This window comes from Pedobacter sp. (assembly GCF_965279535.1).
In the GTDB taxonomy this organism is placed as follows: domain Bacteria; phylum Bacteroidota; class Bacteroidia; order Sphingobacteriales; family Sphingobacteriaceae; genus Pedobacter.
The window spans coordinates 3,637,757-3,654,085 of the sequence record NZ_OZ257244.1; the positions used below are offsets into that span (position 1 = coordinate 3,637,757).

Here is a 16,329-nt window from a genome sequence, read left to right on the forward strand (position 1 = left end):
TTTCAACTCAAAAAATATGTCAGAAATAAAAGTTGCAGGCAGATATGCCAAATCATTAATAGACTTAGCCAGCGAAAACAATGCGCTGGAAGAAGCTAAAAATGACATGGTGTTGTTTGAAAAGGTAGTTGATGAAACTCCTGAGCTTGAAGCCATATTAAAAAATCCTATCGTACCGCTTGATAAAAAAACAGGTATTTTAAAAGGAATTTTTGCAGATAAGGTGGGCAAACTCACCATTACCTTTTTTACTACAGTAGTAAACAAAGGAAGATCGGAGATTTTATTCGCAACGGCTAAGCAGTTTATTCAACAGTATAACTCGATTAAAGGTATTGTAACTGCAGATGTAACTACAGCTACTCCTTTAAGCGCAACTGCAAAAGAAGAAATTGTTGCTATCGTAAAGAGAGAATTAGGTGCTAATCAGGTTATCATCAATGAAAAGTTGAATGAGAAATTGATTGGTGGTTTTATTTTGAAGGTAGGAGATAAGCAGTTTGATGCGAGTATATCAAGCAATTTAAGTAAACTAAGAAAAGAATTTGCACATTAGTGCGTATGCGTAAGGCAAATAGCGAATAATAGCTAAGGCCAGGCGTTTAACAATAATAACATTTACAAAAAGATATAAAGTAAAATTATGGTAGAGGTAAGACCAGACGAAGTATCGGCAATTATCAGACAGCAATTGGCGGGCTTCAAATCAGAAACCGAACTTGAAGAGGTTGGTACCGTGTTGCAAGTTGGCGACGGTATTGCCCGTGTTTACGGTTTAACAAAAGTTCAATCGGGTGAGCTTGTTGAATTTGAGAACGGCCTGCAAGGGATTGTATTAAACCTTGAAGAAGATAATGTGGGTGTGGTATTGTTAGGTTCTTCTGAAGAAATTAAAGAAGGTGATACTATCAAACGTACTAAGAAAATTGCATCAATTAACGTTGGTGAAGGTATGCTTGGTCGTGTAGTAAATACTTTAGGTCAGCCTCTGGATGGTAAAGGCCCTATCTTAGGTGATACTTATGAAATGCCACTTGAGCGTAAAGCACCAGGTGTAATTTATCGTCAGCCAGTAAATGAGCCATTACAAACAGGTATCAAAGCTATTGATGCAATGATTCCAATTGGTCGTGGTCAACGTGAGCTGGTTATCGGTGACCGTCAGATTGGTAAAACTGCGGTTTGTATCGATACCATCATCAATCAAAAAGAATTTTATGAAGCAGGCCAGCCTGTGTACTGTATTTATGTAGCTATTGGTCAGAAAAACTCTACCATTGCAAACATCGTACGTACATTAGAAGAAAATGGCGCTTTACCTTATACAGTAGTTGTAGCAGCTTCAGCAGCAGATCCTGCACCAATGCAGTTTTATGCACCATTCGCAGGTGCTGCAATTGGTGAGTTTTTCCGCGATACAGGAAGACCTGCATTAATTGTTTATGATGATTTATCTAAACAAGCGGTAGCTTATCGTGAGGTATCTTTACTACTTCGTCGTCCACCGGGCCGTGAAGCTTATCCTGGAGACGTTTTCTACCTTCACAGCCGTTTATTAGAAAGAGCTGCGAAAATCAACGCCAACGATGATATCGCAAGAAACATGAACGATTTACCTGAGTCTATCAAAGGTATAGTAAAAGGTGGTGGTTCATTAACCGCACTTCCAATTATCGAAACTCAGGCTGGAGACGTTTCTGCATATATCCCAACCAACGTAATTTCAATCACTGATGGTCAGATCTTCTTAGAGTCGAACTTGTTCAACTCAGGTATCCGTCCTGCAATTAACGTAGGTATCTCGGTATCACGTGTGGGTGGTAATGCACAGATCAAGTCAATGAAAAAAGTTGCTGGTACTTTAAAGTTAGATCAGGCACAGTACCGTGAATTAGAGGCTTTCTCTAAATTCGGTTCTGACTTAGATGCAGCTACAAAATCAGTATTGGATAAAGGTGCACGTAACGTTGAAATGTTAAAACAAGCACAGTTCTCTCCTTATACTGTTGAGAAACAAGTGGCTATTGTTTACGTAGGAACTAAAAACCTAATGCGTAACGTACCAGTTAATAAAGTAAAAGAATTTGAAACCGAGTTTTTAACACAGTTAGAATTGCGTCATCCAGAAACTTTAAAAGGTTTAAAAGCCGGTAAGTTCGATGATAGCTTAACCAGCGTTTTAGACACAGTTGCAAAAGAAATTTCAAGTAAATACTAATTAGATAAAAGTATATAGTATCAAGTATCAAGACTCAGACCATTTCTAATCTTGATACTCGATACTCAGTACCAGATACTAAAATATGGCTAATTTAAAAGAAGTAAGAAACCGTATTGCCTCGGTACAATCAACACAGCAGATCACCAAAGCTATGAAAATGGTTTCGGCAGCGAAGTTGAAACGTGCTACCAATGCAATTATCGCTTTACGTCCTTATGCTACTAAACTAAAGGAGATTTTAGGAAATCTTTCTGCAAGTTTAGAAGGCTCTTCGTCACCTTTTATTCAGGAGCGTGAACCTAATAAGGTTTTAATTGTTACTGTATCATCAAACCGTGGTTTAGCTGGTGCATTTAACATGAACGTAATTAAAGCAGCCAATAATTTAATTGCAGAGAAGTACAGTGAGCAACTGAAAAACGGTAACGTTAGTATTATCTCTATCGGTAAAAAAACACAGGATTTTTACGAGAAACGTAAATACAACGTTATTGGCAACAACAACGATGTATATGCAAGCTTAACTTTTGAGAACGTAACCAAGATTACCGATGCCATTATGGCTGGTTTTATTAAAGGCGACTTTGATAAAGTAGAGTTGGTATATAACCGCTTTAAAAATGCTGCAGTTCAATTTATTACTACCGAGCAATTACTGCCTTTAGCTAAGACAGAAGAGCCTGCAGTTGCAACTAAAACAGCCAATGTAGATTATATCTTAGAACCATCGAAAGAAGAGATTGTGGAACAATTGATCCCGAAATCAATTAAGATCCAATTATACAAAGCTGTTCTTGATTCTCATGCCTCTGAGCATGGTGCGCGTATGACTTCAATGGATAAGGCAACTGAAAATGCTGGTGATTTATTGAAGGCATTGAAACTTTCTTATAACCAGGCACGTCAGGCGGCCATTACAACTGAGTTAACTGAGATTGTAAGTGGTGCAGCAGCATTGAACGGATAGTCAAGTCTTGAGTCTGGAGTTTTTAATCCAGAGTAAGTAAAATATAAAAGCCCATTTCAATTAAGAAATGGGCTTTTTTTTAATAGTTTATCCTGTCCAGATTCATTCTAAACCTAAAATATCCGTTTTCAATCTGATGTGGTTGCTCGTGTTGATCAAAAACTAACAATTTAAATTTTGCTTCCATTAAGTACAATCCTGATTTCAATTTCTTTTGGCTAATAAGCGCAAATTCTGATTTTTTTTGGGCGTCTTTAGTGATGGTAGTTGGTTCAATCCAAAAGCCATCCTGACCCGAAGATTTGAACCCTGCACCTTCATGGCGGATTGCTATCGCGATACCATTCTGCGTATTCTCTTTAAACAGGTCGACGGCATAAGGGTACGCGCCAGAATAAAATAAAGTATGCAAATTTTTAGGCCCCATGAGGGCATAAGCGCGCATCTCATTATTGTGATACTTTTTAACAAAGGAAATTGAAATGTAATGTTGACGTTGCAAGTCCCACAGTTGAAATTTTTGCCCATACATTACAGAATCCTTATCGCCCGAAATGTATTTGGCATACTTGGTAACCGAATCAACTTTTGAATTGGGTTCTACGAAGAACGCTGATCCATAATCGACACTGTTAAAAGAAATCTGTTTGCCATTCAGGGTGTAGGAACAAGAGTCTTTCAGCAGCTCAACGGGGTCGGGTTTTTCAATTGGGGGTACAGGATCAATGGGTTGATCCTCTTTGCTACAGGCCGCGAAAAGCGCAAGCCCTGCAGCAAACCAGAGCAGTTTTCTAGATTTCATAAGAATAAAATTTAATTTGTGTGTGTCTATAAAGCTATAAAAAAAACCTTATGTAGAAAATTTAACAGTTAAAATTTAGCTGAACTCATCCTTGTGAAAGATGAAGTCGGCATGACGAGGAGTTTAATATCTTTGTAGTTTAATACCCATTCATGAAAAAATACTTATTCTTTGTTTTGTCGCTTACAATGCCTTTTATGGCAGTAGCACAAAATCCGGCAAGAGACTACACTAATGCTGTGCTCTGGCAGCAAAAATCTGGCGAATACAGGGCTTTATGCTTCCAGGCTTATAACTTTGCCCGTCTTTCTTTAAAAGAGGCACTATGGGCTGATACCAGCAAGAAACCAAACTGCGTAATTGTTGATATAGATGAAACCGTTCTGGACAATTCTGCATTTCAAGGTCATGAAATTAAGAAAGGTTTAAGTTACACACCAGAAGATTGGACCCAATGGACAAATCTTGCTCAGGCAGATACGGTTCCCGGTGCGCTATCTTTTCTTCAATTTGCGGCATCTAAAAACATTGAAACTTTTTACGTGAGTAATCGGGATGAAAAAGATTACACTACAACTTTGAAAAACCTCCAGAAATTTGGATTTCCTTATGCAGATGATGCACATCTGATCGTTGCTAAAGGCACTTCTAATAAAGAGCCAAGACGTCAGAAAGTGGCCGAAACCCATAATGTTTTAATGCTTTGTGGTGATAATCTGAGTGATTTTAGCAATGTTTTTTATCGTGAGGGTAAAGATACATTTGAGCAGGTAAATGGAAGTCAGGCATTATTTGGAACCAGATACATTGTATTGCCAAACCCCATGTATGGCGATTGGGAAAAGCCTTTATATCAGGGAGAAAAGCTGAGCGAGCAGGATAAAGCCAGGCAGAGACTGGAAAGATTAAAAAGTTATTAAGTACTATAAAAATTCAGCAATAAGTATTACTTTTGCTGCATCATAAAAATAAATATTATGGAGAACAAAGAATTAAAACACAATACAGAAAGTATGCAAACGGCTAATCAGCCAGGTATTTATAAATTGATGATTGTTGGCGTTTTGATTAGCATTTTAGGTACTTATCTGCGTTTTGCTCATGATTCTTGGCAAATGTCACTGATCTCATGGATTATTCTTTTTGTAGGAGCCATTATCGCTATCAAAGGTGTTTTCAAAATTTTAGATGCATAACATATTTTCTCTCTAAATATCAAAGCCTGTCATGTTTACTCACGACAGGCTTTTTTGTTTTTATAAGAGTAAGTGACTGAATGGTTGAAAGAATTGTTGAGTGGATATTAGGAAAGCATGGTCAAGCAAGTAGATTAATGTTACTCCTGCTTTTCGCTTTACTTCGTTGCACTCCGTGTTCGCTACAATCAGGTTTAGGTGGCTACCTTTGGCGCTACTATGCAGGTTTTTCCCTAAAGGTGCACTATAAGATATCTAATCTTACCACCTGTTCTTTCTTCTTTGCTCCTTGTTATTTGCTCTTTTCCCCTTGCTCTTCTCGCTCCTTCAACCGCCCCATGGGTTACCTAAATCGAATTTTTGTATAAAGGGTACACAACGTTTTTAACCGAATATATGTTAAACTTCTGATGGCCATCTGAAGCAAATATTTTAAAATGATTATTTACCTAAAACCATTGAATCATGAAAAGGAATATTATTGCTATAGCCATTTTAGTAACATTTTTTGGCTGTAATAGCTCGAAAAAAGATTATGCGGAGAGTAGCAACATGGGGGCAGATACCATCTCCAGTGACAGTATAGCCAATGAAAAAATAGTAAAAACCGCTGATATGCGTTTCCGAGTTAAGGATGTTCAGCAAACGAAAGAAACATTGAGTGCTACACTTAAAAAACAGGGCGGTGCTATAGCCGAATTCTCCATTAACAGTACCATTCAGGAAACTGATAAAGTTAAACAATCAACAGATTCTCTTAAAGAAATTACATCTTACCGCACAGAGGGCTATCTTGTGGCTAAAATTCCCTCAGAACGATTAGATGAGTTTACAAATACGGTAGCAAGGATGGCCGTATTCGTTGACAATCAATCGATGAAAATGGATGATCAAAGTATATTGTATCTCGCTAATAAGTTAAAAGCTCAAAATAGGGTGGAAGCTGTTGAAAGGATCAATCAGGTTGCGACGAAGAAAAGCGCTAATGTAGAATCTGCATTGATCATTAAGGATGACTTTATTGACAAAAAGGTAGAGAATATTCAGATTGATAACCGAGTAAAATTCAGTACCATTACGCTCAATTTTTATCAGGATAATACCGTAAGAACGATGATCGTGGCCAATGATAACCTCTATGATTACCGTCCAGGTTTTGGTAGCAGATTATGGTTAAACATTCTTAACGGCTGGACCATCTTCAAAGAAATGATTTTGGCCCTGGCCAATGTGTGGATGCTGGTAGTTTTAGGAATAGCAATTTTCTTTGGAGTTAAACAGTACAGAGCCAAACGCGCTGGTTTATAAAATACTTAAGAGGATTCATTAAGTGGATATGTAAATGGCTCCCGCAGATCAAAAGTGATTCTTGCAGATAGTTAATCTGTGTTAATCTTCTTGATCTGCAGGATAACTTTTAAATAAATTTTAATGTTTATTACTATTTGTATAATTATCGTTTTGTTTTTACCCTATCTTGCAGTACCAATTTCTATTGCGTACCGCAATTTCAACCTGACTAGTCAAGATAAAGCCCTCCCTTATTTAACCACATCGTTAATACTTTTTTGTTGGCCAATTTTGTTTTTGTGGCTTGTCGATATTTTGTCACCTTACGATAAACAGAAGACATGCTTTTCGCCAGAGGCTGGATTTCTGGTGTTTAATATATTTTTTATAATTCCTGCAAGTTTACTTATTCAGTTGTCAGCCAGTACATTATTTATAAAAATCAACTCCAAAAATACGCAGTAATAGGTTCTTTAATTAATCTACTGCTTGGTTTGTAAATTCGAAGCTACAAATTGACTAACGGATGTATTTATTTCTTCACTTTAACTGGTAGTCCTTTAACCTTAGTTTTATTGTCGCTCACAAAAGATTCCCAGCCAGAGTATGTTTTTGATTTTCCACCGGTAGTAATTTTTTGAAAAGAATGGCAGACTGCAACGGCTAGTCCATCGGTTGCATCCAGAAATTCTGGTGTTTCTTTAAAATTGAGCAAACGTTGCAACATGGCTGCCACCTGTTCTTTTGTGGCATTTCCGTTGCCGGTTATAGATTGTTTAATCTTCCTGGGTGAATATTCCGTAACCGAAATGTTTCTGGACAGGGCCGCCGCGATAGCAGTACCTTGTGCCCGCCCCAGTTTCAACAATACCTGGATATTTTTACCGTAAAAAGGGGCTTCAATTGCCAAAACATCAGGTTTGTACTGATCTATGAGTACCACTGTTTTCTCAAAAATACGCTGAAGCTTTAAGAAAGGATCATCCAGATGTGTCATTTTGACCACGCCCATGCTGAGTAGTTCGGTCTTATTTCCCTTTTCTAAAATCACACCATAACCCATCACTGCGGTTCCGGGGTCGATACCCAAAATAATCCGTTCCTTTTTTTCGCTCAACATTTACAGCAATATTAAGCATATTTGCAAACTAAAAAAGATAATCTTGACTGTTAAGCAAAAAAAAATATTCTCTTTACTCATTAAAGCTGCAATTGTTGTCTTTGCCTTCTGGTTCATTTATCACAAGCTTATCTCCAACAAAAATCTACAGAATTTTAAGTCTTTATTACAGGATATTCCTCAGGTAGAGATTATCAGTGTAATTGGAGTTGTATTTCTATTCATGTTTGTCAATTGGTTTTTAGAAGCAGCAAAGTGGAAACGGCTTATAGAACACATTGAGACTATAAGTTTTTACCGGGCCATAGAATCTGTTTTTTGTGGATTAACCTTAGCTATCTTTACACCCAACCGACTGGGAGAATACGGTGGGCGTGTTTTTTTTCTTTCCCCTAAAAGAAGGATTATCGGGATTGTGGCCATGACAGTCGGGAACATAGGTCAGCTGGTACTTACAAATGTATTCGGCGCCATTGCACTGAGTTTCTTTATTTACCGCTTTATTGATTTAGATTACCGCCTGTTTTTCGCAATCCAGATTTTGGTATTTGCCTTTTGCGTGTTTTTTATCATTTTCTTTTTTAACATCAGGTGGCTTAATGGAATTTTACTTTCCATTAAATTCACCAGGAAGTACAAGAAGTTTTATGGCATATTAGGTCGATACAGGAAAACGGAACTTTTTAAGATTTTGATGTATTGTTTAGCGCGTTATGCCGTTTTCAGTTCTCAATACTTTATCCTTTTTACCTGGTTAATCCCGGGTCTGCACTATGCGGATATTATCATGATGATTTGCATCTTGTTTTTTGTTCAATCTACCTTGCCATCATTAGATTTATTCGATGTAGGGATCAGAAGTGTCACAGCATCATACTTTTTTAGCTTTATTACCAAACAAGACGTGGCAGTAATTGCATGTACAGCCAGTATTTGGCTAATAAATATTATAATTCCTGCTATATTAGGCACTTATTTTGTTTTTAAACTCAATTTTTTTGGAACTTCTAAATCTAACTAGTCTATTATCTGCTGCGCTGACCCTAATTTATGGTTTTCTCGTTATTAGTTTTATAAAGGGTTGGCACAACCTTAAATATTTCAAGCCTAAAGTTACAGAAGCAAAGACTAAGGTATCGGTTATTGTGGCCGCAAGGGATGAAGAACAAAATATAGGTAAAACCATTGATGATCTGGTGGCCCAACTTTATCCAAAACACCTGACCGAAATTATCATTATTGATGATCATTCTACAGATAGAACGGCAGATATTGTTTTAAGTTATGCCAACCAAAACGTTCGTTTAATTAAATTAAATGAGGCTGATGCCTTAAACTCTTATAAGAAGAAAGCGATTCAAACTGCCATCGGTACTTGTTCCGGAGATTTAATTATCACCACAGATGCAGATTGTAGAATGGCTGAAAACTGGTTGAGTACCATTGTGTCCTTTTATGAGGAAGGGGATTACAAGATGATTTCTTCACCTGTTGCATATTTTCAGGAAAAGAGCTTCTTTGAACGTTTACAATCGCTGGAATTCCTCTACTTGATTGGTCTTGGTGCATCTACCATTGGAAACAGGCAACCCTCTACCTGTAATGGTGCTAACCTGGCATATGAAAAAGCTACTTTTTACGAGGTTGGCGGATTTCAGGGCATTGATGATTTAGCTTCCGGAGATGATGAGCTCCTGCTGCATAAGATTGCTGCTAAGTATCCCAACCAAATCGGCTTCTTAAAAAACAGAGCAGCCATTGTTTATACCCATGCCAAAGAAAATTTAAAAGCTTTTATCCAGCAACGTAAGCGTTGGGCATCTAAAAGTACACGTTATAAAAACAAAGGGATTATTGTTTTGGGAGTACTCATTTGGTTATTCAATCTGAGTATGTTGGTGAATTTCATAGTTGGGGTTTTTATTCCCGGCTTTATAAGCATTACCTTTTATCAGTTATTAGTTAAGATGTGCTTAGAAACATTATTTTTATGGGATGTAACAGGCTTCGCTAAACGACGCAGTTTATTACTATTAATGCCTGTACTAAATGTACTTCATATTATTTACATGGTATATATAGGTATTGCAGGCAACAGTGGAAAATACAATTGGAAAGGTAGAATGGTTAGGTAATGGATAATAGCCCCTCAAAAAAAGTATGGTTAAAATTTAAGCGAAACAAGCTTGCTTTTACAGGCCTTGCTTTTATTCTACTGTTGATGTTGATGGGGGTTTTAGGTTATCTTATCATGCCGGATGATTCTCCAAATGCCAATACCATGCATCTTCAGCTTAGCAACAAAAAACCGGGAAGAACTTTTCAGTTTTTAATAATCAGTAAAAATCCAAATATTAAAAAGGTCAGCTTTTTTGAGCGGATGTTGTTTGGGCAAGAACCAGACTTTAAAAGTATTCCGATTACCGATTATCGTTTCGTGAAGGATAGCATCGCTGTACGGGAATATATCGGGGATGATGAAAAGGCAGAAGAAGTAAAGTATAGCCTTAACGAGATTTTTAGCAATTGGATACCGAAGATAAAAATGCCACATCAGCCGGATGATTTGACTAAAATACTGCTTTATAAAAAGAAATTTCTTTTAGGAACAGACATTTACGGTAGAGATTTGCTGAGCAGATTAATCCTGGGCATTCGGGTTTCGCTTTCAGTAGGACTGATGGCTGTTCTGATTTCTTTATTTATTGGTGTGGGATTGGGGGCTGTAGCCGGCTATTTCGGTGGAAGAATTGATGCAGCCATTAGCTGGTTTATGAATGTAGTATGGTCTCTGCCTTCCTTACTATTGGTTATTGCCATTTCTTTTGCGCTAGGGAAGGGCTTCTGGCAGATTTTTATTGCCGTAGGCTTATCCACATGGGTTGATGTAGCCAGGCTCGTTAGGGGGCAGGTAATGGCGCTTAAAGAAGTAGAGTTTGTAGAGGCCGCCAGGGCCTTAGGTTTTAGCACCGGCCGAACCATTATTAAACATATTTTACCCAATATTGCCGGTCCTATCCTGGTGGTTGCTTCATCTAACTTTGCCTCAGCCATATTGTTGGAAACTGGTTTAAGCTTTTTGGGATTCGGTGCCCAACCTCCAATGCCTAGTTGGGGAAGTATGATTAAGGAACATTATGGCTACATTATTATGGATGCCGCTTACCTTGCTGTACTCCCAGGTTTGGCCATCATGTTTACAGTATACGCTTTTAATGTATTGGCTATTGGCTTACGCGATGCCTTTGATGTTAAAGGACAAAATGTTACGGTTTAACTTTCTTTTTAGAAGCCTTGGCAAAAGGATTGTAAGCTAAGGCCAGGCTAATCCAGAAGTCTAATTCTGTATTTTGCTGAAGCACATCTTCTGAAACCAATATATAGCCTTTCATTGGGCGGGTGCCACTCCACATTTGCTCCCAGCCATCTTTGTCTACTAATATGTTTAAAGTATTGGGATCAATTCTGAGCATAATTTTATCTTTCATTACGCCAACGCACAGTTTCCCATCTACCATATAAACTAAACCACTAAACATGAATTTTTCTTCCACATCTGGAAGGTTTATTAATCGTTCGGCAATTCTGTTGGCAAGTATTTCGTTGTATTTCATCATTCATTAGTATGTTTAAAAGGTACATTTCTAATTTTTACGACCAAAATTTATCTTTAAGAACACAATCAGTATTCAATTTCCATGTAAATCGTGTCCTGCTAATCCTTTGATAAAAGCTATTTAATTTTAGATTGAGCAACAACATTACTGTCAAAAGGGATTACCAGTATCATCGTGTTTAAGATCTTCAGCATATTGGAAATAATAAATGTTTAAAACTAAGTTAAACCTTAATCATCTGCCTGACAAAATTTTCACGTTAATAATTAAATTTGCAACATGTTATTGAATTGCTATCAGGAAGAGTTTTTAGAGGCTGGCTGCGATGAGGCGGGGAGAGGTTGTTTGGCGGGACCAGTATTTGCGGCTGCCGTTATTTTGCCTAAAGGTTATGTGCTGGAAGGATTAAATGATTCTAAGCAATTGTCTCATGAACAAAGGGATTTGCTTCGTCCGATTATTGAAAAAGAAGCTTTAGCCTGGGCAGTAGCAGCTGTAGACCATGAAGAAATTGATCGTATTAATATTTTAAATGCCTCTTTTTTAGCCATGCATCGGGCCATTGAACAGTTGCATACCAAACCCGAGTATTTGGTTATTGATGGCAACCGGTTCAAAGCTTATCCACAAATTCCACATAGCTGCATCATTAAAGGCGATGGGAAATACCTGAATATCGCAGCAGCATCCATATTAGCGAAAACCCATAGAGATGAATACATGACTAATCTGCATCATGATTTCCCTCATTACAACTGGATCAGTAATAAAGGCTATCCGACTATTGCACATCGCAAAGCGGTTTTAGAGATTGGATTGTCACCATTTCACAGAAAAACATTTAATGTGAGTGATCCTCAATTGGATCTGTTTTCAAAAAACGTCTAAATTTCGTAAATTCACAACATTGTGAAAATTCTGTTAATTACTAAGCGGATCCCCTTCCCGCCAAACAGTGGTTACCCCATCGTGGTATACAATACCATGAAAGGCTTGCTTCAGCTTGGCGCAGATATCACTTTGTTCAGTCTTAACCCCTCTAAAGCCAAAGTAGATGTAGATGATATTTATGATCCTGTTTTTGAACAGATCAAGTTTCATACACATGAATTAGATACTGACGTGAATGTGTGGTCAGCTTTCTTCAATATTTTTACGAATGAATCTTACAATGTTTCCCGGTATTACAGTGAAGATGCGGCGAAACAACTGGAAAACTTACTGCGGGAAAATGCATTCGACATCATTCAGTTTGAAGGGCTTTTTGTTGTACCCTACTTAGATATTGTTAAGGCCAATAGCAATGCAAAATTAATATACAGGGCTCATAATATCGAATTTACGATGTGGGAACGTCTTTCTCATTCAGAGAAGTTCTTAGTCCGCAGGAAATACCTGGCTTTTCTGGCTCAACGATTAAAAGCTTATGAAACTGATCAGATAAATCGTTTTCATCAGATTTTTGCCATCAGCGAACCCGATAGGCAAAGTATTTTAAGGTTTGGCTGTAAGGTGCCCATGTCGGTTTTCCCGGTAGCAATTGATTTAGATAAATACAAGGTAGATAAAACCAAAACCAGTTTTCCAACACTCTTTCACCTGGGCGCAATGGATTGGCGGCCCAATCAGGAGGGCTTAGAGTGGTTTTTGGATGATATTTGGCCGGATATAGAAAAACTCAATAAAGATCTTCGGTTTTACATTGCAGGTAAGAATATGCAAAAGCATTTTTTTGAATATGATTCCGAAAATCTGATAGTTGAAGGAGAGGTTTTTGATGCGGTAGAGTTTATGAATTCTAAAGCGATTATGATTGTGCCCTTAATTTCCGGAACCGGCATGCGGGTAAAGATTATTGAGGGGATGGCTATGCAGAAATGTATTATCGCTACTACCACTGCTGCAGAAGGCATCAATTGCCGTCATGGGCATGACATCCTGATAGCAGATTCTGCGGATGAATTTTATCGATCCATCCTGCAATGCATTATAAACCCTAAAAGGTGGGTAGAAATTGGGGATAATGCCAGAAAAACTGTAGAAAATGATCATGGTGTACATCTGATTTCTTCCAAAATGCTTAAAATTTATGAAGAGTTGTTAAGTGCCTAGTTCTTCATCTTCATGTTTCCTGCCTCGCGAACCATATCGGGTAAGCGGCCACAGGTTCGTGAATCACTGAGCAGGGATTAATTTTTTGCTTCTCCCCTTTGCTCCTTGTTCAATTCCTCATTCCTAATCAAACGTTTGAGTGTTTTCTTTCCAAAAACAGATTAAATTAACCCCAAAACATTGCCTTTTTCTTAGTATTTTTGCCGCCAACTAAAAATTAAGCATGAAAAATACCGCATTAACAGAAAAACACATCAGCCTTGGCGCGAAAATGGTTCCATTCGCAGGTTACAATATGCCTGTACAATATGAAGGCATTAATGCCGAACATCAAACTGTAAGAAACAGCGTAGGTGTTTTTGATGTGAGCCACATGGGCGAATTTATTCTGAAGGGCGAAAATGCTTTAGATTTAATCCAGCGTGTAACCAGTAACGATGCCTCTAAATTATATGATGGCAAAGTTCAATATTCATGTTTGCCTAACAATGATGGCGGCATTGTCGACGATCTTTTGGTTTATCGTTTAGATGATAAAACTTATATGTTAGTGGTAAATGCATCTAATATCGAAAAAGATTGGAACTGGATTCAACAATTCAACACTGCAGGTGTAGAAATGCATAATATTTCTGATAAGACTTCACTTTTGGCCATTCAGGGACCTAAAGCTGCAGATGCCTTACAAAGCTTAACAACTGTTGATCTGGCATCTATGGAGTATTATAGCTTTAAAAAAGGCACTTTTGCAGGTGTAGATAATGTAGTCATTTCAGCAACAGGTTATACCGGAGCTGGTGGTTTCGAAATTTATTTCGAAAATCAATATGCTGATCAAATCTGGGACGCCATTTTTGAAGCTGGTAAGGCGCATCATATTAAGCCTATCGGATTAGGTGCAAGAGATACACTCCGTTTAGAAATGGGTTTCTGCTTATATGGTAACGACATTGATGATACTACTTCTCCAATTGAAGCAGGATTAGGCTGGATTACCAAATTTTCTAAACCTTTTACTAATTCTGAAGCATTACAAGCCCAAAAAGAAGCTGGTGTAACCAGGAAATTGGTTGGTTTTGAAATGATCGACCGCGGGATTCCTCGCCACGATTATGAAATTGTAGATGCAGCAGGAAATAATATTGGTAAAGTAACTTCCGGAACACAGGCACCATCTCTTCAAAAAGCTATTGGAATGGGCTACGTAGCAAAGGATTTTGCTAAAGAAGGTACCGAGATTTTTATCAGCATCCGCAATACGCCAATTAAAGCTAAGGTTGTTAAGTTTCCTTTTTATAAATAAGATTTTTCTCTGAGCAATAGCTTTTCAAATCCAGAGAAGCTATTGCTTTTATTTCATATCCCATTTAACATGTCGAAAAAGATAGAAGTTTGTTTAACGCCCGCGCTGATTGATTTATATGATATTGAACAAAGTATTGTAGTGGTTATAGATATTTTGCGTGCAACATCTTCCATCACTTACGGCATTCAGAATGGGGCAACAGCGATAATACCTGTTGCTAATGTAGAAGATTGCCTGAATTACAGTGATAAGGGTTATCTGTTAGCTGCAGAACGCAATGGTGAAGTTGTAGCAGGGTACGATTTTGGAAACTCTCCTTTTTCTTACACGCAGGAAAAAGTAGCGGGTAAAACAATAGTATTGACCACTACAAATGGTACTAAAGCGCTTCATTTGGCCAATAAAAGGGCCGCTCAAGTTGTAATTGGTTCTTTTTTGAATTTAGATTCCCTTTGCGAGTATTTGGAAAGCCAAACGCACAACGTGTTGTTACTTTGTGCAGGTTGGAAAGATCAGTTTAACCTGGAAGACACACTTTTTGCCGGAGCGGTTGTGAATAAATTGCGTCAGGGATTTGAACATTTTGATGATTCCAGTGTCGCAGCAGAAGATTTGTATCTCTTGGCTAAAGATAATTTAAGAGGCTACCTTCATAAATCATCCCATAGCCACCGCTTAGCGCAATTGAACATCGAAGAAGACGTGGTATTTTGCCTTCAACTGAATATATGTACCGCTATTCCGGTTTTAGAAGCTGAAAGTTTGGTTGCCCTAAAGCGCTAGAAGCTAAAGGTTAGACCCAATAATAATGCATTAGAATTGAATGTTGCACCATTAAAAAGTGTTTCAACAGCAGGTTGGTTAATATAAAACGCCCTATCCACTCCCGAATGCGTGTTAATCCTGTTAATTTTATAATCTAATTCCAGTTTTAAATTTTTATTTAATGGAACAGACAGGTTTAGGTTTCCCGCTATACTAAATGAATTGGCCTTGTGTATAAAGCTCACAGGCTTTTCAAAATCTGGAATAAGGTTCCAATTGGCTTTTGCCGAATATTTGTAAAATCCAGCCAGCAGCCCGGCGCTGATTGCGAATGATTGAGTACTGAATACGAATTCTCCTCCAAGATCAATTCCGGTGTAGGTTGTTTGGTAAGTAGACTTTAACCCTGCCGTACCCGGATTGCTGAGGCTTTCCAGCAGATAAAATTCCTGCTTCCTGTATGCAGCACCAATTATGGGATTTATACTAAATTGTTCAATCTTAAATGCCTGATAAGAAAGTTGTAAGGTCGTTTTAAACAGGTGGCCTTTGCCCGCGTTAAGTACATCATGATAAAAGGCGCTTTCCCTGTTATCATCGGCATAATCTGTATCCGTAGCTTCACCGGTATGGATGGAGTAGTATTCACTGCTGGATTTAACAGCCAGATTTTGGATGATCTTGTAGCCAACATCCAGTCCATAACCCATCCCTTTAACATCCTTCCATATTAACTCCGAAAGTATGTTGGGAGAAGTGCCAGCGGCATTACCAGCAATAGACCAGTCGAAATTAGATTTCTGGAATCCAACGGTCGGTTTAATGCTCCATCGCAGACTGTCTGTTTGAGCGATAGCCTTTAGGTTCAGGAGCGCCAAAAATAAAAGTTGTATCAGGAGGCAATTTCTTATCGATTTGGACATATTATGGGCT

General features: G+C 38.0%; 17 protein-coding genes. 13 read left to right on the forward strand and 4 right to left on the reverse strand.

Going from position 1 to position 16,329, the window contains the following annotated elements:
- Positions 1 to 16 precede the first annotated feature (16 nt).
- The 3 genes from atpH (at position 17) to atpG (ending at position 3,188) form a co-directional block, all read left to right on the forward strand.
- Positions 17 to 556: an ATP synthase F1 subunit delta gene (atpH, locus tag ACQY77_RS14830; RefSeq protein WP_421941381.1), complete on the forward strand. Its 540-nt coding sequence runs from the start codon at positions 17 to 19 to the stop codon at positions 554 to 556.
- Positions 557 to 643: 87 nt separating this feature from the next.
- Positions 644 to 2,218, forward strand: a complete 1,575-nt coding sequence (gene atpA / locus ACQY77_RS14835) for a F0F1 ATP synthase subunit alpha (RefSeq protein WP_421941380.1) — start codon at positions 644 to 646, stop codon at positions 2,216 to 2,218.
- Positions 2,219 to 2,303: 85 nt separating this feature from the next.
- Positions 2,304 to 3,188 carry an ATP synthase F1 subunit gamma gene (gene atpG / locus ACQY77_RS14840; protein ID WP_421941379.1) on the forward strand — a complete coding sequence of 295 codons (885 nt, stop codon included), beginning with the start codon at positions 2,304 to 2,306 and terminating at the stop codon, positions 3,186 to 3,188.
- A gap of 79 nt (positions 3,189 to 3,267) precedes the next feature.
- On the opposite strand, the gene ACQY77_RS14845 is transcribed toward atpG, so the two are convergent.
- Positions 3,268 to 3,990, reverse strand: coding sequence for a hypothetical protein (locus ACQY77_RS14845; RefSeq protein ID WP_421941378.1), 723 nt, complete (start codon positions 3,988 to 3,990; stop codon positions 3,268 to 3,270).
- A gap of 152 nt (positions 3,991 to 4,142) precedes the next feature.
- Between ACQY77_RS14845 and ACQY77_RS14850 the strand changes: the two genes are divergently transcribed.
- The 3 genes from ACQY77_RS14850 to ACQY77_RS14860 all read left to right on the forward strand — a co-directional run bounded on the left by ACQY77_RS14850 (position 4,143) and on the right by ACQY77_RS14860 (position 6,494).
- Positions 4,143 to 4,910 carry a 5'-nucleotidase, lipoprotein e(P4) family gene (locus ACQY77_RS14850; protein ID WP_421941377.1) on the forward strand — a complete coding sequence of 256 codons (768 nt, stop codon included), beginning with the start codon at positions 4,143 to 4,145 and terminating at the stop codon, positions 4,908 to 4,910.
- Between the two features lie 57 nt (positions 4,911 to 4,967).
- Positions 4,968 to 5,186 (forward strand): hypothetical protein, encoded by a 219-nt coding sequence (locus tag ACQY77_RS14855; protein WP_090885190.1) that lies wholly within the window; start codon positions 4,968 to 4,970, stop codon positions 5,184 to 5,186.
- A gap of 465 nt (positions 5,187 to 5,651) precedes the next feature.
- Positions 5,652 to 6,494 (forward strand): DUF4349 domain-containing protein, encoded by an 843-nt coding sequence (locus ACQY77_RS14860; protein WP_421941376.1) that lies wholly within the window; start codon positions 5,652 to 5,654, stop codon positions 6,492 to 6,494.
- A gap of 514 nt (positions 6,495 to 7,008) precedes the next feature.
- Here the strand turns inward: ACQY77_RS14860 and ruvC are convergent.
- Positions 7,009 to 7,596, reverse strand: a complete 588-nt coding sequence (ruvC, locus tag ACQY77_RS14865; RefSeq protein WP_421941375.1) for a crossover junction endodeoxyribonuclease RuvC — start codon at positions 7,594 to 7,596, stop codon at positions 7,009 to 7,011.
- A 43-nt stretch (positions 7,597 to 7,639) separates the two neighbouring features.
- Between ruvC and ACQY77_RS14870 the strand changes: the two genes are divergently transcribed.
- The 3 genes from ACQY77_RS14870 to ACQY77_RS14880 are packed head-to-tail and all read left to right on the forward strand — an operon-like array spanning position 7,640 to position 10,873.
- Positions 7,640 to 8,617 carry a hypothetical protein gene (locus ACQY77_RS14870; RefSeq protein ID WP_421941374.1) on the forward strand — a complete coding sequence of 326 codons (978 nt, stop codon included), beginning with the start codon at positions 7,640 to 7,642 and terminating at the stop codon, positions 8,615 to 8,617.
- A complete protein-coding gene (locus tag ACQY77_RS14875; RefSeq protein WP_421941373.1) occupies positions 8,595 to 9,731 on the forward strand; it encodes a glycosyltransferase family 2 protein in 1,137 nt (378 codons plus the stop codon). Before ACQY77_RS14870 ends, ACQY77_RS14875 begins: the two co-directional genes overlap by 23 nt.
- On the forward strand, positions 9,731 to 10,873 hold the full coding sequence (locus ACQY77_RS14880) for an ABC transporter permease (protein WP_421941372.1): 1,143 nt from the start codon (positions 9,731 to 9,733) through the stop codon (positions 10,871 to 10,873). Before ACQY77_RS14875 ends, ACQY77_RS14880 begins: the two co-directional genes overlap by 1 nt.
- Here the strand turns inward: ACQY77_RS14880 and ACQY77_RS14885 are convergent.
- Positions 10,863 to 11,213 (reverse strand): TfoX/Sxy family protein, encoded by a 351-nt coding sequence (locus tag ACQY77_RS14885; RefSeq protein ID WP_421941371.1) that lies wholly within the window; start codon positions 11,211 to 11,213, stop codon positions 10,863 to 10,865. The genes ACQY77_RS14880 and ACQY77_RS14885 overlap by 11 nt on opposite strands.
- A 279-nt stretch (positions 11,214 to 11,492) precedes the next feature.
- Here ACQY77_RS14885 and ACQY77_RS14890 point away from each other — a divergent pair, with 279 nt between their 5' ends.
- The 4 genes from ACQY77_RS14890 to ACQY77_RS14905 all read left to right on the forward strand — a co-directional run bounded on the left by ACQY77_RS14890 (position 11,493) and on the right by ACQY77_RS14905 (position 15,414).
- A complete protein-coding gene (locus tag ACQY77_RS14890; protein ID WP_421941370.1) occupies positions 11,493 to 12,101 on the forward strand; it encodes a ribonuclease HII in 609 nt (202 codons plus the stop codon).
- A 21-nt stretch (positions 12,102 to 12,122) separates the two neighbouring features.
- A complete protein-coding gene (locus tag ACQY77_RS14895) occupies positions 12,123 to 13,325 on the forward strand; it encodes a glycosyltransferase (RefSeq protein ID WP_421941369.1) in 1,203 nt (400 codons plus the stop codon).
- 223 nt (positions 13,326 to 13,548) lie between these two features.
- Complete coding sequence (gene gcvT, locus ACQY77_RS14900) at positions 13,549 to 14,628, forward strand: glycine cleavage system aminomethyltransferase GcvT (RefSeq protein ID WP_421941368.1); 1,080 nt, start codon at positions 13,549 to 13,551, stop codon at positions 14,626 to 14,628.
- A 69-nt stretch (positions 14,629 to 14,697) separates the two neighbouring features.
- Positions 14,698 to 15,414, forward strand: a complete 717-nt coding sequence (locus ACQY77_RS14905; protein ID WP_421941367.1) for a 2-phosphosulfolactate phosphatase — start codon at positions 14,698 to 14,700, stop codon at positions 15,412 to 15,414.
- Here the strand turns inward: ACQY77_RS14905 and ACQY77_RS14910 are convergent.
- Complete coding sequence (locus tag ACQY77_RS14910; protein ID WP_421941366.1) at positions 15,411 to 16,319, reverse strand: hypothetical protein; 909 nt, start codon at positions 16,317 to 16,319, stop codon at positions 15,411 to 15,413. The two genes, ACQY77_RS14905 and ACQY77_RS14910, sit on opposite strands and share 4 nt — an antisense overlap.
- Between the last annotated feature and the right edge of the window lie 10 nt (positions 16,320 to 16,329).